25 protein-coding genes and 2 pseudogenes are annotated in these 21,751 nt (G+C 61.8%); 11 read left to right on the top strand and 16 right to left on the bottom strand.

Going from position 1 to position 21,751, the window contains the following annotated elements; all coding sequences use genetic code 11:
- Positions 1 to 3: 3 nt before the first annotated feature.
- Complete coding sequence (gspG, locus tag AACY08_RS06820; protein ID WP_339419759.1) at positions 4 to 453, bottom strand: type II secretion system major pseudopilin GspG; 450 nt, start codon at positions 451 to 453, stop codon at positions 4 to 6.
- A 148-nt stretch (positions 454 to 601) separates the two neighbouring features.
- Between gspG and gspI the strand changes: the two genes are divergently transcribed.
- Complete coding sequence (gspI, locus tag AACY08_RS06825) at positions 602 to 967, top strand: type II secretion system minor pseudopilin GspI (protein ID WP_049708806.1); 366 nt, start codon at positions 602 to 604, stop codon at positions 965 to 967.
- On the opposite strand, the gene AACY08_RS06830 is transcribed toward gspI, so the two are convergent.
- Positions 954 to 1,385 carry a type II secretion system protein N gene (locus AACY08_RS06830; protein WP_065889397.1) on the bottom strand — a complete coding sequence of 144 codons (432 nt, stop codon included), beginning with the start codon at positions 1,383 to 1,385 and terminating at the stop codon, positions 954 to 956. The genes gspI and AACY08_RS06830 overlap by 14 nt on opposite strands.
- Before the next feature lie 93 nt (positions 1,386 to 1,478).
- On the opposite strand from AACY08_RS06830, the gene gspH reads away from it, so the two are divergent.
- Positions 1,479 to 1,931 carry a type II secretion system minor pseudopilin GspH gene (gspH, locus tag AACY08_RS06835; protein ID WP_339468727.1) on the top strand — a complete coding sequence of 151 codons (453 nt, stop codon included), beginning with the start codon at positions 1,479 to 1,481 and terminating at the stop codon, positions 1,929 to 1,931.
- Complete coding sequence (locus AACY08_RS06840; protein WP_339468728.1) at positions 1,928 to 2,548, top strand: type II secretion system protein GspJ; 621 nt, start codon at positions 1,928 to 1,930, stop codon at positions 2,546 to 2,548. The genes gspH and AACY08_RS06840 overlap by 4 nt, the downstream gene beginning before the upstream one ends.
- On the opposite strand, the gene AACY08_RS06845 is transcribed toward AACY08_RS06840, so the two are convergent.
- From AACY08_RS06845 to AACY08_RS06855, 3 genes are read right to left on the bottom strand one after another with little or no spacing between them, the layout of a single operon-like run.
- On the bottom strand, positions 2,545 to 3,471 hold the full coding sequence (locus AACY08_RS06845; RefSeq protein WP_339468729.1) for a FecR family protein: 927 nt from the start codon (positions 3,469 to 3,471) through the stop codon (positions 2,545 to 2,547). The genes AACY08_RS06840 and AACY08_RS06845 overlap by 4 nt on opposite strands.
- A gap of 37 nt (positions 3,472 to 3,508) precedes the next feature.
- Positions 3,509 to 4,054, bottom strand: coding sequence for an RNA polymerase sigma factor (locus tag AACY08_RS06850; protein ID WP_065876202.1), 546 nt, complete (start codon positions 4,052 to 4,054; stop codon positions 3,509 to 3,511).
- Positions 4,051 to 4,707 (bottom strand): TonB family protein, encoded by a 657-nt coding sequence (locus AACY08_RS06855; RefSeq protein WP_339468730.1) that lies wholly within the window; start codon positions 4,705 to 4,707, stop codon positions 4,051 to 4,053. The genes AACY08_RS06850 and AACY08_RS06855 overlap by 4 nt, the downstream gene beginning before the upstream one ends.
- Positions 4,708 to 4,909: 202 nt before the next feature.
- Here AACY08_RS06855 and AACY08_RS06860 point away from each other — a divergent pair, with 202 nt between their 5' ends.
- Positions 4,910 to 5,209 carry a hypothetical protein gene (locus tag AACY08_RS06860; RefSeq protein WP_339419748.1) on the top strand — a complete coding sequence of 100 codons (300 nt, stop codon included), beginning with the start codon at positions 4,910 to 4,912 and terminating at the stop codon, positions 5,207 to 5,209.
- 462 nt (positions 5,210 to 5,671) lie between these two features.
- Here the strand turns inward: AACY08_RS06860 and AACY08_RS06865 are convergent, their stop codons facing one another.
- Positions 5,672 to 6,739 (bottom strand): NAD(P)-dependent alcohol dehydrogenase, encoded by a 1,068-nt coding sequence (locus tag AACY08_RS06865; RefSeq protein ID WP_339468731.1) that lies wholly within the window; start codon positions 6,737 to 6,739, stop codon positions 5,672 to 5,674.
- Positions 6,740 to 6,879: 140 nt separating this feature from the next.
- On the opposite strand from AACY08_RS06865, the gene AACY08_RS06870 reads away from it, so the two are divergent.
- From AACY08_RS06870 to AACY08_RS06880, 3 genes are all read left to right on the top strand, one after another.
- A complete protein-coding gene (locus AACY08_RS06870; protein ID WP_339468732.1) occupies positions 6,880 to 7,776 on the top strand; it encodes a VOC family protein in 897 nt (298 codons plus the stop codon).
- The gene (locus AACY08_RS06875) at positions 7,773 to 9,164 is read left to right on the top strand and encodes an alginate export family protein (protein WP_339468733.1); all 1,392 of its coding nucleotides are present in this window, start codon (positions 7,773 to 7,775) and stop codon (positions 9,162 to 9,164) included. The genes AACY08_RS06870 and AACY08_RS06875 overlap by 4 nt, the downstream gene beginning before the upstream one ends.
- A gap of 90 nt (positions 9,165 to 9,254) precedes the next feature.
- The gene (locus AACY08_RS06880; RefSeq protein WP_339468734.1) at positions 9,255 to 10,073 is read left to right on the top strand and encodes an alpha/beta fold hydrolase; all 819 of its coding nucleotides are present in this window, start codon (positions 9,255 to 9,257) and stop codon (positions 10,071 to 10,073) included.
- 55 nt (positions 10,074 to 10,128) lie between these two features.
- Here AACY08_RS06880 and AACY08_RS06885 read toward each other — a convergent pair whose 3' ends face one another.
- Both AACY08_RS06885 and AACY08_RS06890 read right to left on the bottom strand, forming a co-directional pair.
- Entirely contained in the window at positions 10,129 to 10,515 is a 387-nt protein-coding gene (locus AACY08_RS06885; RefSeq protein WP_339468735.1) for a DoxX family protein, read from the bottom strand.
- A 77-nt stretch (positions 10,516 to 10,592) separates the two neighbouring features.
- Positions 10,593 to 10,826, bottom strand: a pseudogene (locus AACY08_RS06890) (LysR substrate-binding domain-containing protein); the annotation flags it as partial.
- On the opposite strand from AACY08_RS06890, the pseudogene AACY08_RS06895 reads away from it, so the two are divergent.
- Positions 10,825 to 11,505 (top strand): annotated as a pseudogene (locus AACY08_RS06895) (YbfB/YjiJ family MFS transporter); the annotation flags it as partial. The pseudogenes AACY08_RS06890 and AACY08_RS06895 sit on opposite strands and share 2 nt — an antisense overlap.
- Positions 11,502 to 12,500 (top strand): NAD(P)H-quinone oxidoreductase, encoded by a 999-nt coding sequence (locus AACY08_RS06900; RefSeq protein WP_339468737.1) that lies wholly within the window; start codon positions 11,502 to 11,504, stop codon positions 12,498 to 12,500. The pseudogene AACY08_RS06895 and the gene AACY08_RS06900, both read left to right, overlap by 4 nt.
- 148 nt (positions 12,501 to 12,648) lie before the next feature.
- Here AACY08_RS06900 and AACY08_RS06905 read toward each other — a convergent pair whose 3' ends face one another.
- From AACY08_RS06905 to AACY08_RS06915, 3 genes are all read right to left on the bottom strand, one after another.
- Positions 12,649 to 13,773: an alkene reductase gene (locus tag AACY08_RS06905; RefSeq protein ID WP_339468738.1), complete on the bottom strand. Its 1,125-nt coding sequence runs from the start codon at positions 13,771 to 13,773 to the stop codon at positions 12,649 to 12,651.
- A gap of 80 nt (positions 13,774 to 13,853) precedes the next feature.
- Complete coding sequence (locus AACY08_RS06910) at positions 13,854 to 14,531, bottom strand: type 1 glutamine amidotransferase domain-containing protein (RefSeq protein WP_339468740.1); 678 nt, start codon at positions 14,529 to 14,531, stop codon at positions 13,854 to 13,856.
- Positions 14,528 to 15,157, bottom strand: a complete 630-nt coding sequence (locus AACY08_RS06915; protein ID WP_339468741.1) for a TetR/AcrR family transcriptional regulator — start codon at positions 15,155 to 15,157, stop codon at positions 14,528 to 14,530. Before AACY08_RS06915 ends, AACY08_RS06910 begins: the two co-directional genes overlap by 4 nt.
- Positions 15,158 to 15,329: 172 nt before the next feature.
- Here AACY08_RS06915 and AACY08_RS06920 point away from each other — a divergent pair, with 172 nt between their 5' ends.
- A complete protein-coding gene (locus AACY08_RS06920; protein ID WP_339419730.1) occupies positions 15,330 to 16,265 on the top strand; it encodes a GlxA family transcriptional regulator in 936 nt (311 codons plus the stop codon).
- A 200-nt stretch (positions 16,266 to 16,465) separates the two neighbouring features.
- Here the strand turns inward: AACY08_RS06920 and AACY08_RS06925 are convergent, their stop codons facing one another.
- Positions 16,466 to 16,972 (bottom strand): GNAT family N-acetyltransferase, encoded by a 507-nt coding sequence (locus AACY08_RS06925; RefSeq protein WP_339468742.1) that lies wholly within the window; start codon positions 16,970 to 16,972, stop codon positions 16,466 to 16,468.
- Positions 16,973 to 17,151: 179 nt separating this feature from the next.
- Here AACY08_RS06925 and AACY08_RS06930 point away from each other — a divergent pair, with 179 nt between their 5' ends.
- Positions 17,152 to 18,024, top strand: coding sequence for an undecaprenyl-diphosphate phosphatase (locus tag AACY08_RS06930; protein WP_339468744.1), 873 nt, complete (start codon positions 17,152 to 17,154; stop codon positions 18,022 to 18,024).
- A 102-nt stretch (positions 18,025 to 18,126) separates the two neighbouring features.
- Here the strand turns inward: AACY08_RS06930 and AACY08_RS06935 are convergent, their stop codons facing one another.
- The 4 genes from AACY08_RS06935 to AACY08_RS06950 are packed head-to-tail and all read right to left on the bottom strand — an operon-like array spanning position 18,127 to position 21,598.
- Positions 18,127 to 18,951: a sugar phosphate isomerase/epimerase family protein gene (locus AACY08_RS06935; protein ID WP_339468745.1), complete on the bottom strand. Its 825-nt coding sequence runs from the start codon at positions 18,949 to 18,951 to the stop codon at positions 18,127 to 18,129.
- A 1-nt stretch (position 18,952) separates the two neighbouring features.
- Entirely contained in the window at positions 18,953 to 20,152 is a 1,200-nt protein-coding gene (locus tag AACY08_RS06940; protein ID WP_339468746.1) for an NAD(P)/FAD-dependent oxidoreductase, read from the bottom strand.
- A 2-nt stretch (positions 20,153 to 20,154) separates the two neighbouring features.
- Positions 20,155 to 20,475 carry a MocE family 2Fe-2S type ferredoxin gene (locus AACY08_RS06945; protein WP_339419721.1) on the bottom strand — a complete coding sequence of 107 codons (321 nt, stop codon included), beginning with the start codon at positions 20,473 to 20,475 and terminating at the stop codon, positions 20,155 to 20,157.
- 28 nt (positions 20,476 to 20,503) lie between these two features.
- Positions 20,504 to 21,598 carry a fatty acid desaturase family protein gene (locus AACY08_RS06950; protein WP_339468747.1) on the bottom strand — a complete coding sequence of 365 codons (1,095 nt, stop codon included), beginning with the start codon at positions 21,596 to 21,598 and terminating at the stop codon, positions 20,504 to 20,506.
- Positions 21,599 to 21,751 lie beyond the last annotated feature (153 nt).

Here is a 21,751-nt window from a genome sequence, read left to right on the forward strand (position 1 = left end):
GCCTTACAACTGCCAGGAGCCAATATCGGCATTCACGCCGTCGCCATCCGGCTGGCCGTCGGCGCCGAGGGAGAACACATCTACCTCGCCATTGGCGCCCGGGTTGAGGTAGTGATAAGGGTGGCCCCAAGGGTCGTTGGGCAGACGTTCCAGGTAAGCGCGCCAGGTGTTGTTCTTCGCATCCGCCGGGCGTTCCACCAGTACTTTCAACCCCTGGTTCATGCTCGGATAAGTGCCGTGGTCCAGGCGATAGAGTTTCAACGCCTGCATCAACCCGCCGATATCCTGCTTCGCTGCGGTGGCCCGTGCCTGGTCCGGCCGATCAAGGACCTTGGGCACCACCATCGCGGCCAGGATCCCGAGGATGACCACCACCACCATGATCTCGATCAACGTGAAGCCACGCTGCCCGCGAGGGCCTGGCAATGGGGACGTTAGGCGCGCGATATCCATCTCGACATTCCTTGGCTTGAGTGCAATTCGTGGCGCAGTGTTGCAAGAACACATGTCAGTCGTATTGAAAATCCTCGGGAGTTTCGGTCGCCAATCGGTCAACTGCCGGCGCTAGTCTGCGGGCCTGTTTCCCGGCTTTGAGAGCGCCATGTACGGCCGACGCAAGGAGCAAGGTTTCACCCTGATCGAGGTGCTGGTAGCGCTGGCGATCATCGCCGTGGCCATGGCCGCCGCCGTGCGCGTGGCCGGGCTGATGGCCCAGAGCAACGGCCTGTTGCGCGACAAGTCGATCGCGTTGCTGGCGGCGCAGAGTCGCCTGGCGGAGTTGCGCCTGGAGGGGCACCTGCGCAGCGGCAAGAAAACCTTCGAGTGCGACCAGGGCCGCTTGAAACTGCGTTGCGAGCAGACCATCAACGCCGATGGGCGCCTGTTTCAGGTCAACCTGCAGGTGCTCGACGCCAGCCGCGAAGCGCCGCCACTGGCCCGCCTGGACACCCAGGTCATGGCCGAGTGAGCATGGGCAACGCAGGCCCCTGCGGCAGCTTGTCGAGGTTGACGCGCAGCTTCTCGCCACCGCGTTCTATCTCCACACCATCGCCTTCGATGGCCGTCAGCCGCACGCCGGGGCTGAGGCGCTCACCCAACAGAAAACTGCGCGGCGGGCCATCATTCAGACTGAGGATCGCCACCGCACCACGGGCGCCCGCCAGCACGCCGGTAACCTTCACCTGCAGCGCCGTCGGCGCATTGGAAAACCATTGCAGCGCCGGGTTATCGCTGCGCGCCGCCAATGCTTGGGGCGTGGCTTGGGGCGTATGGGATTCGGCGCTGGTGAGCAGCAGCGGCGTCCAGACCGCCAGGCCAGCCAGTGCGGCCAACACACCTAGCGCCTGCACGCCATGGGCCAGGGTGAAACGATGGGCAAATGTCATGGGCTGGACCTCCTGTTTGTCCGTCGCACCAGCCTACAGGTCAATTCGCACGCTTTTATTTCACACACTCCCCAGTTTTCCAGGAAGCGCGCGATGAAACAGCAAGGCTTCACCCTGATCGAACTGATGGTGGTGCTGGTGATCATCGGCATCGCCAGCGCTGCCATCAGCCTCACGATCAAACCCGACCCACTGCACCTGCTGCGCAAAGACGCCGAGCGCCTGAGCCAACTGCTGCAAGTCGCCCAGGCCGAAGCCCACGTCGACGGCCGCCCCATCACCTGGCGCGCCGATGCCAAGGGCTTTCGTTTCAATCGTCAAAGGGATGACGGGACAGGTATCGAGACGTTTAAAAACGACGACCCACTTCGCCCACGGTTATGGGAAAGCACGCCAATGCAAATCAACATCGAACCCCGGCAAACCCTGGTGCTGAATGCCGAATGGATCAACCCACCGCTGCGCGTGGTGCTGTCCGACGGGCAACACAGCCTCAGCCTGCAACGCGACGCCGCCGGTTTGATGCGCGTGGTGAACCAGCCATGAACAACGCCCAGCAAGGCTTCACCCTGATCGAAGTGATGGTGGCGATCATGCTGATGGCGTTGGTCAGCGTGATCGCCTGGCGCGGCCTCGACAGCGTGACCCGCGCTGATCAGCATTTGCAGGCGAGCACCGAGCAAACGGAGGTGCTGCTGAGAGCGTTGAATCAGATGCAGCGGGATATCAGCTTGCGGGCCAGTGTTGAACTCACGGTCCCCAGCGCGGCCGAAGACGGAGCGGCTAAAACAGAGGGGCTGGCTGCGGTGACGGTTCGCAGTTCCGACAGCAAGGGCTTTCGCCTGGACGTGATCCGCAGCGCCCCAGTGGCAGGGGACGGGCTGCAACGCGTACGGTGGTGGCTCAAGGGGGATTCGCTATACCGGGCAGCAGCGCCAGCACGAGACCGCTACCCGCTGCCGGCAGCCAAGGATGGCGTGGTGGTGTTGACCGGCGTGAGTGATTTGCAGGTGCGGGTGTGGGAGACGGATAAGGGATGGCGGCAGTTGAGTGGTAATCGCCGCGAGGATCCGCAGGGGCTGGAAATCAGCTTAGTGCGGCAGACGCCACAAGGCGTGGAAAAATATCGCCAGGTGGTGGGGCCGTTGAGGTCGTTGAACTAACTCAACAACACCACCCCACCCGGCAATTCCGTACATTTGGCCCCATATGCATCGCGAATCAACAACGCCACCCCCGCCAACTGCTGCAAGCTGAACCGCGCCTGCACCCGGCGTTGGCCAAGTTCTCTGTTCAGCAACACCAGCATCCCCGGTCGATAGCGGTTGATCTCATCCACCACCGTCGCCAGCGTGGCATTGTTGAACACCAGTACCTGTTTGCGCCAAGCAACCACTGCCTGGGTGTCTACCGTGGTCACTTCACTGGCCCCGGCGCTGCCATAGGTCAGTTGCCGGCCACCGTCCAGGCGCACGCTGCGCCCGGCGGTGCCCACCAAGAGCGAGCCCTCGATACAGGTCACGCACACGTTGTGGTCGGTGTTGCGCACATTGAAGCGGGCCTGCGCCGCACTGACCCAGCCTTCGCCGGCCTGGACCTTGAGCGGCTGCGCACTGTGGGCGAGCACCTCGACTTCACCCTCAAGCAATTCAATACCCTGCCCCACTCGGCTGATGCGCGTCTGGGTATTGAGCTCCAGGCTTATCCCTTCGCTCAACATCACCTGGCGCTGCTCGCCGACTTCGGTGCGGTAGTCCGCCGTGAGCCCGGCGAAGCCGCCCGGTACGCCGACACGGACCATCACCACGGCCGCCGAGGCAGCAATCGCACCGCCCAGGAAGGCACGACGGCCAAAGCTGCGCGGTTGCGACACCTGTTCAAGGGCGGGGACCAAGTCGCGCCATAACGCCTTGGCCTGTTCGAACGCCTGGGCATGTTCCGCGCTCTGCGCGCACCAGGCCTGCAGGGCCTTGGCGTCGGCCACGGTGGCGCGGCCCGAGGTTAGCAGGAGCAGCCAGTCGCGGGCTTCATCGTGCAGGGGTCTGGCGGCGGGTTGCCGGGCGGTGGAGAGGCTAAAAATATTCAAGCGCGCACGTACTCACGGATTTATCAGGGACTCGACACTAAGACGGTTTTCCGGCCCCGGGACCGAACCGCTGAATCACTTTTCTTTCAAGGCGCTTGGCACAGTGGCCCAGGGCAGCCTTGATTTCCTTCTCGACCATGCGCGTGGAGATACCGAAACGCTGGGAAATTTCCAGGTGCGGGGCTTCTTCCAAGCGCGCGGCGATGAGGATCTTGCGGCGGCGTGCCGGCAGTTCGTAGAGGGCCTTGACCAGGGATTGGATTTCTTTCTGGCCGCCCACCACCCGCGACGGGTCCTGGGCTTCGTCGGCGCTTTGCAACAGTTCCTCCACCTCGCTGCCGGTGAGCAGACGCGCGTCGGCCTGGCGGCGGTCGGCGGCGATGTTCAAGGCCATGCGGTACAGGTAGGCGTTGGGTTGTTGCAGGTTCGGCGGCACGTCCATGCGGTCGACCCGCAGGTAGGTTTCGTGCAGCACGTCGTTGGCCAGGTCCTCCGAACCCAGGCGCTTGCGCAAACGCACCTTGAAGTCTTCGTAGGAGGCCAGGAACAAGCTGACCATCGGACTGTGCCCGGTATTTTTCATCCGCCCGAGGCTCCTTTCGCTACTGTGCATTCCATGCGCGTTCCTGTTGTGTCGGGCATCAAAAGTAAAGTCACCGGTTGGCGCAGTGAGCTCGGCGCCGGGCGTTCGACCCGGGCCGCACTCAGGCGGCGCACCAGTGCTTCATCGCGTTGTTCATCGCCGGTGGAACTGACCAGCCGACTGTGTTCAATCACCCCGTCGGGGTTGACCCATACCTGCACCAGCGCGCGAAAACTACCGGGCCGGGTCAGCGGCGAACGGCACAGGCTGGTTTCGATGGCTTGTTGCAACGCCGTCGCGTAGCTGTTGTTGATCCGCGCGGCGCTGCGTGCCGCCGCACCCTGGGTGGGCGGCTGGCTGACCTGCGGTGTCTGCAAGGTAAACGCATCGCTGCGTGCATAACGTGCCATCAGGCCACTCCCTGTCAGCAACATCGCCAGCGCCTCTTGCGCCGTAAAGCGCCCGCGCACCCCAATGGAGCGCCGGCCCCGCGTCAACTCGCGGTCCACCAGCACCGCCATCCCGGTGGCGCGGCTGTAGGCTTGCAGTGCCTGCTCCAGGTCCTGCGCAGGCAGGTCCAACGACAGCAGGGGTGACTCTGCCAGTGCCGTACGACCAGCGGCCAGCAGCAACAGCAAGACCAGGACGCACATGACGCGCCTCCGGACTCCCTGTTCACCCCCTGCTCTGCATCGCTGCACGGCCGACGCGCCCTAGAAAACCGTCATCCTGAGGCCAGTTTATGAATCTGATGTTACGGTGATAGCAAAAAAAACATCACGGTGACGACAAGCCGGCTGCACTACACTTTGCAGCCTTACCGGCCCAGTCCCTCGGGCCCGCCAGGAGGCCCTGATGAACGTGCTACCAACCCTCGCCAGCCTGTTGCTGTGCGCTGTCCTGCCCTTGGTTGCCCATGCCGATAATTGCGCAGAGGTCACGGTGGATGGCTATAAGGCGCCCGACTATGGCTGCCTTAGCCACCAGATGGGTAATGACACGAATGCAACAAAGGCGACGCAAAAAAACCGCGAGGCGCAGAATATTTCCATCGAAAAGCGCCTGCCCAATAAGGTCGGTTTAGCCACCCCAGCGGCGACCAGTGTGCGAATGGGCAACACCTTCGGTACGTCGGTGAAACCGCAGCGGCCTTGAGCCGTTAGAAATTGTCTGAGTACACATGTAACAAATGTGGGAGGGAGCTTGTTTACGAGGCGGCCTTTGGGCCGACCAGGTGCTTGGGTTGGAATGAGTACATATCCATTCCTGCGGTAATGGCTGGTATTGGTTTCGCCCTGACGGCGGGTCACTTTGGAAAAGAGCCCCAAAGTCACCAAAGGGCTCTTGCCCCACCACTCGGCACCTCGCCTAGGCTCGGTGTGCCCGAACGAAGGCTTTGGAGCGTGATTGACGGGGCGCCTAAGATCAAGATCACAAGCCAGATCAAGAGCAGATCAATAGCGAGTGGTATCTGCCTGATGTATGGAGATCCAAATGTGTGCGGGCTTGCTCGCGAATGCAGAGTGTCAGTCACTGATGATTTGACTGATCCACCGCATTCGCGAGCAAGTCGAAGCGTCGAACCGCCGCTCGCACAGTTTGGACTTGCAGCGTGTCTCAGGCCGCGTGGCTTTCTTTCTTCAAACTCTCCATATCAATCACAAAACGATACTTCACATCACCCTTGAGCATCCGCTCATAGGCCTCGTTGATGCCCTGGATATCGATCATCTCCACGTCCGACACAATCCCGTGCTTGGCGCAGAAGTCCAGCATGTCCTGGGTCTCCTGGATGCCGCCGATCAGCGACCCCGCCAGGCTGCGGCGCTTGAAGATCAGGTTGAATACGGTTGGCGACGGGTGCGGGCTGTCGGGGGCGCCGACCAGGGTCATGGTGCCGTCACGCTTGAGCAGGTTGAGGAAGGCGTCGAGGTTGTGCGGTGCGGCGACGGTGTTGAGGATGAAATCCAGGCTGTTGGCGACCGCGGCCATTTCATCCGGGTTCTTCGACACCACCACTTGATCGGCACCCAGGCGCAGGCCGTCTTCGCGTTTGTTGGGTGAGGTGGTGAACAGCGTGACGTGCGCGCCCATGGCGTGGGCGATCTTCACCGCCATATGCCCAAGGCCACCGAGGCCAACCACACCGACCTTTTTGCCGGGGCCAACCTTCCAGTGGTGCAGCGGCGAATAGGTGGTGATGCCTGCGCACAGCAACGGCGCCACGGCGGCCAGGTTGGAAGCGTCGTGGGAGATGTGCAGCACGAACTTCTCCTTGACCACGATGCTGTCGGAGTAGCCGCCGAAGGTGTTTTCGCCGCCGAATACCGGGCCGTTGTAGGTGCCGGTAAAGCCGCTCTCGCAGTACTGCTCCTCGCCTTCGGCGCAGGAGGCACAATGCTGGCAGCTGTCGACCATGCAGCCGACACCGGCCAAATCACCGACTTTGAACTTCTGCACATTGGCGCCTACCGCCGTAACACGGCCGACGATTTCATGGCCAGGCACGGAGGGGTACAGGGTGTTGTTCCATTCGTTGCGGGCGGTGTGCAGGTCGGAGTGGCAGACCCCGCAATAGAGAATGTCGATCTGTACATCATCCGCCCCCGGCGCGCGGCGCTCGAAGGTAAAGGGCTTGAGGGAATCCTTGGCGTTCTGAGCGGCGTAGCTGTAGGTCTTGGCCATTTCGTTCACCTGTGTGATCGGATGCTGGAAGTCAGATGACCAGCATCGACGCTGAATCGTTCAACCGAGCACGTCCATACAATCCGCGTCACTGCGCGGCCCCTAAGCTCCTGACTTTCTCAAGACGCTGGAGAGTGGGCATGTGTAAAAAAGTGAGGACGGTATCGCTGGCTGTCACGTTGCTGGCCGCGGCCATGATGGGCAGTGCCTTTGCGGCAACACCCACGGTAGCGGTGGCCCCGCAATATGACACCAGCCACGTCTATGTGGCGCCGGCCGATGTCGACCGTTTTGCCCAGAGCTTCCTGGCCACTTTCGGCGGCAAAAGCACAGCTCAGGTGGTGGTGAATGTGTTGCCGGTGCCGAGCAGCACCACCTCGCAATTGCTGCAGACCCCGGCGGGCACGGTGTCGTTGTTTGGCTTCACCACGCCGATCCCGCACCCGTTCGGCCAGGAGCGCAACGGTTACCTGGTCAAGGACATGGACGTAGCGCTCAAGGCCGCCCGGGAAAACGGTGCGGCGGTGATCGTCAGCGACTTCCCCGACCCGATCGGGCGTGATGCCGTGGTGCAGTGGCCGGGCGGCGTGAATATGCAGCTCTATTGGCACACCAAGACCCCGTATTACCCCGCGTTCCAGACCGTGCCGGAAAACCGCGTGTACCTCAGTGCCGACCGTGCCGACCGCTTTATCAAGTCGTTCCTGGGCTTTTCCCACGGCAAAGTCCTGGCCGATGACAAGCACGCGCCTGGCGTGGATATCGGTCAAGCCAGTGGCAGCTACCGTCGTGTCGACATCGAGTCGCCGTTCGGGCGCATGGCGGTGCTGGTCACCAAAGGCCAACTGCCCTACCCCTTTGGTCATGAAACCACCGGCTATCAAGTGACTGACCTGAAGGCGACGCTGGGCAAGGCCACCGGCTCCGGCGCCACAGTGCTGGTGCCCGCCTTTGACAGCAAAGGCCGTCGCAGCGCATTGGTCGAGTTCCCGGGCGGCTATGTCGCGGAGATTCACCAGCTCAACGCGGCAAAATGAAGCGTCGCACAGGCTGGGGCCTGGCCGTGCTGTGGCCGCTGCTCGCCGGCGGCGTCCACGCCGATGAGCAAGCGACACGCCCGACCCTCAAGGCCAACCGTTGGCAGGAAGACTGGTCGGTCCTGCAAAACCCGGCGCTGCGCACGCAGCCGCTGGACAATTGGAAGTACATCCCATTGTCAGGTGCCAACCCGTTCACCTACTTGTCCCTGGGCGCCACGTTACGCGAGCGCTTCGAGATGAACGATGCCAGTGGTTTTGGCGTGCGCGATGTGAAGCGTGATCGCTACTTGATCCACCGCTTCCAGGTGCATGCCGACCTGCACCTGAACGAAAACTGGCGGGTGTTCACCCAGCTTGAAGACGTACACGCGTATGACAAGACGACGATCGGCGGCGCCGACCAGAACCACGTCGACCTGCGCCTGGCCTTTGCCGAATACGTCAATGCCTTCAGCAGCGGCACGCTGAAAGCACGTGTCGGGCGCCAGGATTTCGCTTTCGACTTGCAGCGCTTCATCTCATCGCGGGAAGGCCCGAATGTGCGGCAATCCTTCGATGCCCTGTGGGCCGACTGGGAGACGAGCAACTGGCGCTTTATCGGGATTGCCAGCCAGCCGGTGCAGTATCAGGACGGGCGGCACTTCGACGACAAATCCAATAGTGACGCACGCTTCCACATGGTGCGGGTCGAGCGGCTGGTGGGCGGTAAAAACGAGCTGTCAGCCTACTACGGCGTGTATGAACGCAGCGCGGCGCACTACCTGGACGCGGACGGCGACGAAACCCGCCACCTGTTCGACGCCCGCCTGGGCGGCGCGGCCATGGGCTTTGACTGGGACGTCGAAGCGATGCTGCAAAGTGGCTCGGTGGGCAACAAGGATATCCGCGCCTGGGCCTCTGGCAGTCGCACCGGCTACACCTTTGACAGCCTGGCCTGGACGCCGCGCCTCGGCCTGCAACTGGACATCGCCTCGGGCGACCGTAAAACCGGGGATGGCACTGTTGGCACATTCAACCCGCTGTTTCCCAACGGCTACTACTTTTCCCTGGCGGGCTACACCGGTTACAGCAACCTGATTCACGTCAAGCCGTCGATCACCGTCAAACCGTTCGACAAGCTCAGCGTGCAAACCGCCATCGGCCTGCTCTGGCGGCAAACCACCAGCGATGCGGTGTACACCCAGCCCAACCTGCCGGTGGCCGGCACCGCTGGCAGCGGTGATCGCTGGACCGGCGCCTACGCGCAACTGCGCACTGACTATGTGTTCAGCCCCAACCTCACCGGCGCCGTCGAAGCCGTGCACTACGACGTCGGCCAGACCCTGCGCGATGCAGGCGGTGATGACAGCAATTACCTGGGGGTCGAGCTCAAGTTCAGTTGGTAATCCCAAGCAAGCACACCCGTACAAGCCCTCGAAACACTTAAGGGCAATAGTGATCCTGAGTTTTCCAGCCTATACACCAAGGAGTTTTCCATGAGCACATTCGTTGCCAAAGACGGTACCCAGATCTACTTCAAGGATTGGGGCAGCGGTAAGCCCGTGCTGTTCAGCCACGGCTGGCCGCTGGATGCCGACATGTGGGAATACCAGATGGAATACCTGAGCAGCCGTGGTTTTCGCACCATCGCGTTTGACCGTCGTGGCTTCGGGCGCTCGGACCAGCCATGGACCGGTAACGACTACAACACCTTCGCCGACGATATCGCGCAGTTGATCGAACACCTGGACCTCAAGGACGTGACCCTGGTGGGCTTTTCCATGGGCGGCGGCGACGTGGCGCGCTATATCGCTCGCCACGGCAGCGCCCGCGTCGGCGGCCTGGTACTGCTGGGGGCGGTGACACCGCTGCTCGGCCAGAAACCGGATTTCCCGCAGGGCGTGCCGACTGAAGTGTTCGATGGCATCAAGGCTGGGCTGTTGAAGGATCGCGCGCAATTTATCAGCGATTTCAACACGCCGTTTTTTGGTATCAACAAGGGCCAGACAGTCTCCGAAGGGGTGCTGACCCAGACCCTGCAGGTGGCAATGCTGGCGTCGCTGAAATCGACCGTGGATTGCGTGACCGCCTTCTCCGAAACCGACTTCCGCCCGGACATGGCCAAGATTGACGTGCCGACCCTGGTCATCCACGGTGACGGCGACCAGATCGTACCGTTCGAAACCACCGGCAAAGCCGCCGCGGCTTCGATCAAAGGCGCCGAGCTGAAGGTCTACAAGGACGCACCACACGGGTTCGCCGTGACCCATGCCCAGGCCTTGAATGAAGACCTGCTGGCGTTCCTGACCCGCTGAAACACCTGAACCACCCTCTCCTTATTTCGGCCGGGCTTGCCCGGCCTTTTTTTGCTCAGGAGAAACGTTGGCTCACGACCAGACGCCCAGGCCCTGCGATCAACACGCTGCTGAAAATGATCAACAGCAGCCAGCCGAATTGCCCTTCCAGCAACGTCCACTCCGGGTGCACCACCAGCATGGCAATCAACAGCACCGCCAGGATCGGCAGGCACGCCAGGCGCACCAGCACCCCTGCAATGATCAGCAGCGGGCACAGCACCTCGGCAAATATCGCCAGCAGCAGCGTGATGTGAGCGCCCAAATGAAATGGGTCCTCGATCAGCTTCAACTGCTCGCTGTAGTTCAACAGTTTCGGCAAACCGTGCACCCACAGCAGGAATAGCGCCCCGCTGCCCCGTAGAAACAACAACCCCAGGTCCTGTTGTTTTGATTCGTTCATACGTGCTCTCTGTTGGTCGAGACAAACGTCGATTGTGTCAACGGTGCCATCCGCCTGCTTGCAAGCCTGTGCTGACCTCACTCCCCCGTACCGGCAAATGCCGCGACGATTTCATCGATCACCACCCGCACTCGCGCGGTGTGGCGCAGATCGGCGTGGGTCACCAGCCACACGTCATACGGCAAGGGCCGCGTGCGGTCGGGCCGCAGGCGTACCAGCCCGTCACGTTCGCCGGTGTACACCGGGATTTCGCCGATGCCGATGCCCGCGGCAATAGAGCGGCACACCAGCAGGCTTGAACTGAGGGCCGCGGTTGCGAGCTGGTTCGCATGGCCCAGCGGTAAGCTGCATGAGGCACCGGCACGAGCAGACACTTGCGCAGCGACACCTTCTGGCGTGTACCTGTTGTTCGCCCAATACGCTTTTATGGCGGCGGGCTTGGTGCCGGCGATGGTGTTCCTGGTGGATTACGTGGCCCGTGGCCTGGGAGACGGCGCGCACATCGGCGCGATGATCTGGGTAATGTACGGCCTGGGCGCGATTGCGGGGCCGGTGACTTACGGGTTCCTCGTCGATAAACTCGGGGCCCGCTTGAGTATTCGCGGGGCGCTGGTGGTGCAGGCGATTGCGGTCGGCTTGCTGCCGTTTGCCGGCTCGTTTACCGCCCTCGCGGTGATCCTCGGTTCCTTCCCGCCGGGCATCGTGCCGCTGGCACTGGCGCGGGTGCATGAGTTGCTGCCCAACCATCACCAGCAACAAGTGGCATGGAGCCGCGCCACGGTGTCCTTCGCGACGTTCCAGGCGCTCTCCGGCTTTGCCTATTCGGCACTGTTCAACAGCAGTGGCGGGCAGCATGCGCTGTTGTTCATGATCGCCGCCGGGGCCATTGTGGTCGCATTGGCACTGGAACCGGGCATGATCCTGCTGAACCGTCGACCGCTCGGTACGGTCCCAACCCATACGCTCATCGCTGCAGGTAATCTGAAATGACGCTTCCTCAAGAAATGACCCTGATCGAAATCACCACCCCTGGCGGGCCTGAAGTGCTGCAACCGCGCCAGGCCGATGTGCCTGTCGCCGGCCCCGGCGAGATCCTGATCCGTGTTCACGCCGCCGGTGTCAACCGTCCCGACGCCCTGCAACGCGCCGGCAAATACCCGATGAAACCCGGCTTCAGCCCGATCCCAGGGTTGGAAGTGGCCGGTGAAGTGGTGGCGCTGGGTGAAGGCGTAAGCGAATACCAGGTGGGCGACAAGGTTTGTGCCCTGACCAACGGCGGCGGTTACGCGCAATTTTGCAGCGTGCCGGCCGGCCAGGCCTTGCCGATCCCTGAGGGTATGGACTGGATTCAAGCCGCCGCCGTACCGGAAACGTTCTTCACCGTGTGGGCCAACCTGTTCGGCCTTGGCGATGCGCACACCGGTCAACGCGCGCTGATTCACGGCGGCACCAGCGGCATCGGCACCACCGCTTTGATGCTGTGCCGCGAGTTTGGCATCCAGGCGTTTGCCACCGCTGGCAGCGCCGACAAATGTGCCGCGATTGCCAAGCTGGGCGCTGAACCTATCAATTATCGCGAGCAGGACTTTGCCGAAGTCATCGCGCAGCAGACCGACAACCAGGGCGTCGATGTGATCCTCGACATCATGGGAGCCTCCTACCTCAACAACAACCTCAAGGCCTTGGCCATGGACGGTCACTTGGTGATGCTGGGCTTCCTCGGCGGCGCCAAGGCCAATGACGTCGACCTGCTGAGCATTCTCGGCAAACGCGCGGTGATTACCGGCTCACTCCTGCGGGCACGCAGTAAAGAAGAGAAAGCTGCCATCGCCGAACAACTGCGCGAATACATCTGGCCGGTACTGGCCGCCGGGCGGTGCCTGCCGATCATCGACAAGGTGTACGCCTACACCGACACCGCCCAGGCGCATGCGCGGATGGAGGGTGGGGACCATATCGGGAAGATTGTGTTGCGGGTGGAGTGACGCTGATCCTGACCCTGTAAAGATCCAGTGTGGGAGCTTCGGTGCGACGATTCGACTTGCCTGCGATGCAGACACCTTGGTCATTCAGTTGAACCGAGTCGATGCTATCGCAGGCAAGCCAGCGCCCACATGGATCACCTTCGCAGGGCTACTCGGCGTACACCGGGTAGTCGATGTATCCGGCTTGCGTCCCACCGTAAAGCCCCTCAGCCTTCAGCGGGTTCAGCGGCCACCCATTGAAAATCCGTTGCGGCAGGTCCGGGTTGGCAATGAATGGCCGCCCGAATGCGATCAAGTCCGCCAACCCCGCTTCTACCAGAGCAGCGCCGCGTTCAGCGGTGTAGCGGCCAGCGTAGATGATGCGACCACTGAAGGTGCTGCGCACCGCTTCACGGAAAGTGTCTGGCAACACTGGGGCGTTGTCCCAGTCGGCTTCAGCGATGGACACATAGGCGATGCCTGACTCTTCCAACACCTTGATCGCTTCGATATAGGTGTGATGCGGGTCTTCTTCCACCAGGCCGATGTACACGCGATCCTGATCAGTGCCACTGAACAAGGGCGAGAAGCGCACACCCAGGCGCTCCGGCCCAACCACGGCGCTCACGGCCTCAACGATCTCACGCAGAAAGCGCAGGCGATTGTGCAGTGAGCCGCCGTATTCATCGTCACGCTGATTGGCGTGGGCCGAGATGAACTGGTTGACCAGGTACCCATTCGCCGAATGGATTTCCACCCCGTCAAACCCGGCATCCAGTGCATTGCGTGCGGCCTGGGCGTAGTGCCCGACCAACTCTTCGATCTCAAGAGCGCTCAAAGCACGCGGTACCGGCGGCTGCTTCAGCTCACCCACGCCAGGACCGGTTTCGATAAAGGCCTTGGCCTGCTGCGCCTGGATTGCCGACGGCGCGACGGGTGCGGCGCCGTCTGGCTGCAACGCGTTATGCGAGACCCGGCCAACGTGCCACAACTGGGCAAAGATCACCCCGCCTTCGGCGTGCACCGCGTCGGTGACTTTGCGCCAGCCGTCGATCTGCGCCGGGGTGTAAATGCCCGGCGTCCACGCATAACCCTGGCCACGCGGCTCGATCTGCGTGCCTTCGCTGACCATGAAACCAGCCGTGGCACGCTGGCGGTAATACTCGGCCATCAAGTCCGTCGCGATGTCGCCAGGCTGAGCGCTGCGCTGGCGCGTCAACGGCGGCAGGACGATACGGTTGTTTAACGTGTGGTGGCCCAGTTTTACCGGCGTACTCAGAACATTGTCAGTCATGTAAAGTTTTCCAAATTGCGGACGTGCTAAAGCATTGGCGACTTATAAAAGTCGCCAATGAATACAGCGGTTTTTTTAAATTAAGCGGTGAGTGTCAGCAGGGCTTTGGCCACATCACTGGAACTGCCAGGGTTTTGCCCGGTGACCAAAAGGCCATCTGTGATAACAAAGGATTGCCAATCGGCGCCCTTCTCGTAATGGCCACCGAGTTTCTTGAACTCATCTTCAATCAGGAACGGCACCACGTCGGTCAACTCCACCGCCGCTTCTTCCGAGTTGGAGAACCCGGTGACGCGACGGCCCTTGATCAACGGGTCGCCATTGACCGCCTTGACGTGACGCAGCGCGCCCGGTGCGTGGCAGACAAAACCGATCGGTTTGCCAGCGCGTTCGAAGGACTCGATCAAGGCAATCGAGACGGGTGACTCCGCCAGGTCCCACAGCGGGCCGTGGCCGCCTGGGTAAAACACGGTGTCGAAGGCGTCGGCGTTGACGGTTTCCAGTTTCAGTGTGTTGGCCAGGGCCTGCTGTGCAGCCGGGTCGGCGGCGAAGCGATGGGTCTGTTCAGTCTGGGCGTCCGGCTGGTCGCTCACCGGGTCCAGCGGCGGTTGACCGCCGGCCGGGGATGCCAGTACCACTTCGGCGCCAGCGTCCTTGAACGCGTAATAGGGTGCAGCAAATTCTTCGAGCCAGAAGCCGGTCTTGCGCCCGGTATCGCCAAGCTGGTCGTGAGAGGTCAGTACCATTAATACTTTCATTTTCCAGTGCCTCGATAGGTGTGAGTGTCAGTGTGTTCAGGGCAGCCCAACAGGTGTCGGGTCAGCCACAGCGCCTCGTCGAACGGCGCGCAAGTACGTGTGATCTTGCTCATGACGCTGGTCCCCAGCCACAACGCATACAGGCGCTGGGCCAGGCTTTCAGGGTGTTGCGCAACCTTCAGCGAGCCGTCTTCGATGCCGCGTTGCAAGGCAATTGCGAGCAACGCAATAGTGCGTGCGGTGCCGCGCTGCAGGGCCAGGCGCATCGGCTCTGAAAGGTCTGACACCTCTGCACCCAGTTTGACGGCAAGGCATTTGCCTGCGTCGGTGCCGCCGGTCTGGTTGTCGATCCAGCTGTGCCAATAGCGCATCAACTTGGCGTGCTGGGTTAAGTCCGGCTGATTGAACAGCTGTTCCATACCGTTCAAGTAGTTGTCGAAATAGGTATCGAGCAATACCACCCCGAACGCATCTTTAGAGTTGAAGTAGTGATAGAACGAGCCTTTAGGCACATCGGCGGCTTGAAGTATTTCGTTCAATCCCACCGCAGAAAACCCTTTGGCGCCCACAATCGGCTGCGCACTTTCCAGAATCGTCTGCCTTGCACTCTTAGTTTCGCGGCTCATTTTTCATCCCGTCCGATTAGACCAGTCGTCTCGTTCGTTGGGTGAATGTTAGGGGCCGGGTAAAACGCGCACAATGTCAGATCCGCAAGGATTCCGGACATGCGGCAAAGTCGGTTGCCGTTTTCCCGGCAGCCACCGACAATCCCCCCTACCACGCTTCTGGAGACATGCGATGCACAGCGTAGCGCTGATGGTTTACCCGAACTTCCAATCCCTGAGCCTCAGCCTGGGCTCGGTGTTCGAGTGCGCAAACCTGCTGCGCGGCGAGCCGGCCTATGAGTTTCACCTGGTGTCGGAAAGTGGCGGCGCGGTGATGACCTCCCAGGGGTTCTCGGTGAATACCCTACCGATCCGGCCGCAGGGCTACGACACGCTGATCGTCAGCGGCTACCTGGAGTTTCGCCTGCCGGAAGCGAACCTGCTGGAACTGGTCAAGGCCGCCTCGGCCCAATCGCGACGCGTCGCCTCGTTGTGCATGGGCATCTTCGTGCTGGCAGAAGCCGGCTTGCTGGAGGGCAAGCGCACCACCACCCATTGGATTCACGCGCCGGCCTTTCGCAAGCGCTATCCGGATATCCGCCTGGAAGAAGACAAGCTGTTCATCGTCGACGGCCAGGTGTGGACCGGCGCCGGCATGAGCGCCGGGGTGGACTTGGCGTTGGCGATGGTGGAGAACGACCTGGGCAGCGACCTCGCGCGGCGCATTGCACGCAAGCTGGTGATCGCCCAACGTCGGGGCAGTGAACAATCGCAGTTGTCGGCGCTGTTGGAACTGGACCCCAAGTCAGACCGCGTACAACTGGCCCTGGCCTATGCCCGTGAGAACCTGACCCATGATCTCTCGGTGGAAGCCCTGGCCGATGTTGCCCGGCTCAGTCCACGCCAGTTCAGCCGGGTGTTTCGCGAAGAAACCGGGCAAACGCCGGCCAAGGCCATCGAGTCCCTGCGGGTAGAGGCCGCGCGGGCGATGATGGAAACCAGTCGTCATCCCGTGGAAGTGGTGGCCCGTGAGACCGGGTTTGGTGACCGCGAACGCATGCGCCAGGCGTTTCTCAGGGCGTTCGGGCAGCCGCCGCAGGCGATGCAGCAGGCGTTGTTCAGAAGCTAGAGCGTCTAGCGGCAGTGGTAAGGGCTTTCGCTGCTGAGTGCTTCCCCAGTGTTCAGGTCACGGATGGTCACCGTGCCCTTGGGGTCGTTCAGGCAGAACGCATTACGCACGGAGTAGATGCCGCTGCCACGGGGGGGTGAACACCATTTTGACCGACAAGCCTCTGAGGCGCCCCCCCTGCTTTAAGTTCAACCTCGCGCTTAGTGCAACACCGCGCGTGTCACCAGGTAACTCACCAACTGCGGATCATCCGCCAACTCGATCGCCTGTACCGGGCGCGGCAGGTTGTCCAGCACCCTGCGCCAGAACGCCTGGGACACTTCATCCTGGTCGTAAAAGCGCACCAGCCAATCCGCCTCGCCGCTACACAGCACCTGGCTGGCGATGGCACGGCCGATGCCTTTGCGCCGATAGCGCTTGAGGATGAACAGGTCAGCCAGTTCCAGAGCGTCGATACCCGGCAGTTCGCTGCCTTCGATCAGCAGGAAACCGGCGATGTAGCCATCGACCAGCAGCAGGTTGGCGCTCCATTGCGGGTCTTGCCAATAGCGGGCCAGGTGTTCGTCGTGAATGTAGAAACGGCCGTCCGCCTCGACATCTTCCTGTTCCCAGTCCGAGGATTCATAGGCGTAATACTGGTAGAGATTGCGGATCAGCTCGGCTTCTTCAGGGCCGGTCTGGATCAATTCGACGGTGGTTTCAGGCATGGGACCCTCAGTGAAAAAACGCAGGGCGCCATTGTTCACAAAACCTGAGCACAGTCCAATAGCGTGGCCAACCTTTCTACTTGCTGAACCGAATGCAAAAAGGCGTTGCCCCTTCCGAAACCTTGAAACATTTCGAATAAACTCCGCGAAATTGCCGCTCTTTTTCAAGGACATGTATTTTGACAAACGTCTGTACCGCCGGCCTGGATGTAGGTTTTGCCTCCCTGGACTACCTGCAGATCTTCATCCTGGGCGTGATCCAGGGCATTACCGAACTGCTGCCGGTGTCGTCCACCGCCCATATGCGCGTAGTACCCGCCCTGCTCGGCTGGCAAGACCCCGGCTCGGCGTTTTCCGCAGCCATGCAGTTGGCGGCACTGGCCGCGGTGGTCAGTTATTTCTGGCGCGATGTACGCCAAGTGACCACCGGCAGCATCAGCGCGGTGCGCCGGGGTGACTACAACGACCGGTGGTTCAAGCTGGCGGTGGCGATTGTGCTGGCGACCATTCCTATCGGCATCGCCGGCCTGGCGTTGTCTTCGACCTTGAATGCCTGCAACTCGCCGTTGCGTGGGCTGATGGTGATCGGGATTTCCTGCGTGGTCATGGCGGTGCTGATGGCAGTGGCGGAAGTCCGTGCACGCCACACCCGGGAGGTGAGTGAAATGCGCCTGCGGGATGCGTTGATCGTGGGAGTGGCGCAGATTGGCGCGTTGATTCCAGGGGTGTCGCGTTCCGGCTCCACCCTGACGGCGGCACTGTTTCTCAACTTCAAACGTGAGGAAGCGGCGCGCTTTTCTTTCCTGCTGGGCCTGCCCGCCATCGCCCTCGCCGGTTTGAAAGAACTGTGGGTGCTGCTGCATGCCGATATGCCGGCCCATGCCTGGCCGCATTTGATCTTTGGTTTGGTGGTGGCGAGCATCTCGGCGTTTTTTGCGATCTGGGGCCTGATGAAGTTTTTGGAGCGATTCTCCACCTGGCCGTTCGTGATTTATCGCGCGCTGCTGGGGGTGTTCCTGATTGTGGCGGTGAGTACCGGGTTGCTGAGTTGAACTGACGCTATTTAAAACCAACCCTAACCTAATGCGCGGGCTTGCCCGCTCCCAGCGTTGAATTGCTTTGTGTTGAAGACCGCATTCCGCGGCTCAGCGGGTTCAAGGCAACCGCTGACAGCTCTGCCACACCTGCCGAATCAACACCTGCAGCTTCAGCGCTTGAGCCCAGCGATCACTGATCTCACGCCCATCCGCGCCGGTGATCGCATAGGGCGGCGGGCCCAGTTCGCAGGTGAAGCTCAGGCTTTGCGGCGTATCGGAACGGGCCAGCCAGTCTTCGATCCCGTAGCGCCACCACTCGGTAAAACGCTGTACCCAGGCTTGATGCTGGGGAAAGTCCAGCGACACCTGCACCTGTTCACTGCTGGCCACGCGGCCGTGAAAGCCCCAGCTGTTGCGCAGGATCGTGCGGATCTGCTCGTCATCTTCAGCAGTAACGGGCTCGGGCAACTCACGCCCGACCACGTAGTGGGACAGGTCGGCCAGCAGCTTCAAATCGGGCATCTGTGCCAGCAGGTCGAGGGTGAACAGCAGGTCGTTGGTGAGCCGATAACGATGGGTTTCCAGCAGCACCGGAAAGTCCACCTGCTCGGCCAGGCGCTGCCAGCCTTCGACCAACCGTGCGGCCTCGGTTTGAGTGCGCGGGCGCACGTCGGCTTGCAGGGTGAGGTGGTGGCAGCCGTAGCGGCTGATTACGTCCAGTGCGGCCGCCAGATCATCCACCGACTGCGGGAACAGCTGGCCTTCGATCTGCAAGCCCCTGGCCGTGGCGGCGGCGTGCAGGCGCGAGACGTCGGCAGGCTTGAAGTAATGGTCGGTGATGCCGTCGAAACCGGCGGCTTTGATGCGCTCGAGTTGCGCTTCGAGGGGGCCGGGCTCGGTTTGCATGGCCCACAGGGATTGGAACACCAGGAATTGGCGCATATCAGCCTCGCAGGATGTGTTTGAGGGGCAGCTCGGGGTCGGCCAGGCTGGTCGCGTTGAGCGGGGTGCATGCGCAGATCAGGCGTTCGCACAGCTTGATGTCCTTGGCCACGCTGTTGCCTGGCGCCCATCCACAAGCACCTTGCAGATGGTGATCGGCATCCAGGTAGAACAGCAGCAAGCCGCCGCCCGGCAATGGCCGACTGACCGTAAGCGGCGTGATCACACCCACGGTTTGCACCCCCCAATCGTACTGGTCGGACCAGAAACCGGGGAGCGCCTCGAACGGCACATTGCGCCCCAACATATTCAGCGCCGCATGCCGCCCCTGGGCTTCGGCATTGCGCCAGGTTTCCTGGCGTTGGTACAGGCCGTCCAGGCGGAATTCGCACACATCGCCAGCGGCATAGATGTCCGGTGCGCTGGCGCGCAGGTACGTATCGACGCGAATGCCCTGCCCCACGTCCAGCCCCGCCGCCGTGGCCAGTTCGATGTTGGGCTGCATGCCAATGCCGACCACCACCCAGTCGCAGGGCAACCGCTGCCCGTCCACCAACAGCACGGCGTCGGCCTGGATGGATTCCAGCGCCACGTTCAAACGCACATCCACCCCTTGGCGACGATGCAAATCCAGCAGCGCTTGGGAGATAACCGCCGGCAACACCCGGCCCGCCAGGCGCGGTCCGGCTTCCAGTACCGTCACCTCACAGCCCAGGCCGCGTGCTGTCGCCGCCACTTCCAGCCCGATAAACCCGCCACCCACCACCACCAGCCGCGTGCCGGGGTTCAGGGCACTGCGCAAGGCCAGCGCCTCATCGTGGGTGCGCAGGTAAAGCACATTGGCCTGCGCCTGAGGCAATCGTCGTGCCCTGCCGCCAGTGGCCAACAGCAGACCGGCATACGGCAGCCACTGGCCGTCGGCAAGTTGCAGGCGATGGTGTTGCGGCGTCAAGCGAGCCACCGGATTACCGGCGATATGCTCAATATCCAGCTCGGCCAGCCGCGCGCTGTCGCACAGGCTGCACCCGGCCAAATCCGCTGTGCCCTGCAACAGGCCTTTGGACAGCGGCGGCCGCTCGTAGGGCACGTGCGGCTCATCGCCGATCAGGATCAGCCGCCCGGTATAACCTTCTTCGCGCAAGGTCAGCGCCGCACGGCCACCGGCATGGCCGGCACCGACGATAATCAGAGCCTCGTTCATCATCACGCCGTGACGGCGAGCAATACCCGCCCCGCTTCGACCCGCACCGGGTAGGTCTTGAGGTTGACGCACACTGGCGCGCCCAGGGCCTTGCCGGTGCGGTAATCGAAGCGCCCGTTGTGCTTGGGGCACTCGATGATGTGGTCCATCACGAGGCCGTCGGCCAAGTGAATTTTCTCATGGGTGCACAGCCCCGCGGTGGCAAAAAATTCATTGTCGGCCGAGCGATACACCGCGTAGGTGTGCGGCCCGTGGTCGAAGCGCAGCACGTCTTCTTCGTCTATTTCGCCCACGGCGCAGACGTCGATCCATTGATCGTTCATGGCGTTTTCTCTTGTTCTTGGAAGGCATTCAGCCGGCAGTGGCTTCTGCATGCACGGGGGCATTGGCGGCCGGTTCGGCACGCGGGCGTATCGGGCGCTGAACGAAATGGTTGGGGTCGCTGCGCTGCTTCCAGATGGTCGGCAGGATTTCCTTGTACGCCTCGAACAGATCGGCGTAGGGCGCCGGGCAGTCGCCGCGTATTTCTTCGTGCAATTGCGCCAGGGCGTGATACGGCACCATCGGGTACATGTGGTGTTCGAGGTGGTAGTTCATGTCCATGTAGATAAAGCGCAGCACACGGTTCATATAAATGGTGCGGCAGTTGCTGCGGTGGTCGAGCACATCCTCGGCCAGGCCCACGTGTTGAGTGAGGCCGAAAATATAGCCCAGCCAGGCACCGTAGATACTCGGCAGGCCAATCAGCATCAGCGGCAGCCAGCTGTGCAGGTACAAGGCGGCGCCGATGACCACCGCGTAGATACCGACCCAGATACGCGCCGCGCGAAACACCTTGGGCCATTCGGACTCGGGGATAAAGTCTGCCTCCTGGGCACTCATCTTGCCGACGGCATGGCGCGCCACGCCGCTGAACGTCTTCCAGGCCAAGGGCACATTGAACAGGCTCAAGAACATCATCGAGAAGCGCGGTGGGCGCGGCTCGACAATCTCAGGGTCGCGACCGACGACGATGGTGTCGGTGTGATGACGGGCATGGCTCCAACGCCACACATGGGGCTCGAAGATGCACATAAAGCTTGCAACCTGGTACAGCACGTCATTCATCCAACGGGTTTTGAACGCCGTGCCGTGGCCGGTTTCGTGCCAGCGCGGGTTGGACGCGGTGCCGTACAGCACGCCATAGGCCAGGAAGAACGGCACGCAGGCCCAGGTGCCCCAGAACCAGTAGCCGCCAAAACCAGTGGCGAACAGCGCGGTCACCCAAATGGCAGTGTCGAGCAAGGCCGGGCCGTCGCGACGCTGCATCAGTGCTTTCATGCGTTTTCGGGAAACCGGCGACTGATACCAACTGGCCGAGACCAGGCCTTTATCAAAGGCGCGGGCGGCTTCGGGGCCGGTGAGGCTGTAGTCGCGCCGGGCGGGATGAGCGGTGTGTTCAGGCATTGTTATTGTTCTCCGCAAGCGGGTGGTTTCAGGTGCTTTGTGAAACCCACGATAGAGAACGCCTAAATCACCCTCAAGGCCTTGAATCCATTCCCTATCAAGCTATCATCCAGGCCCAGCGGGGCTTGATAGTTTTCTATCAAGACGCTCAAG

The organism is Pseudomonas sp. EL_65y_Pfl1_R83, from assembly GCF_963970695.1.
Classification (GTDB): domain Bacteria; phylum Pseudomonadota; class Gammaproteobacteria; order Pseudomonadales; family Pseudomonadaceae; genus Aquipseudomonas; species Aquipseudomonas tritici.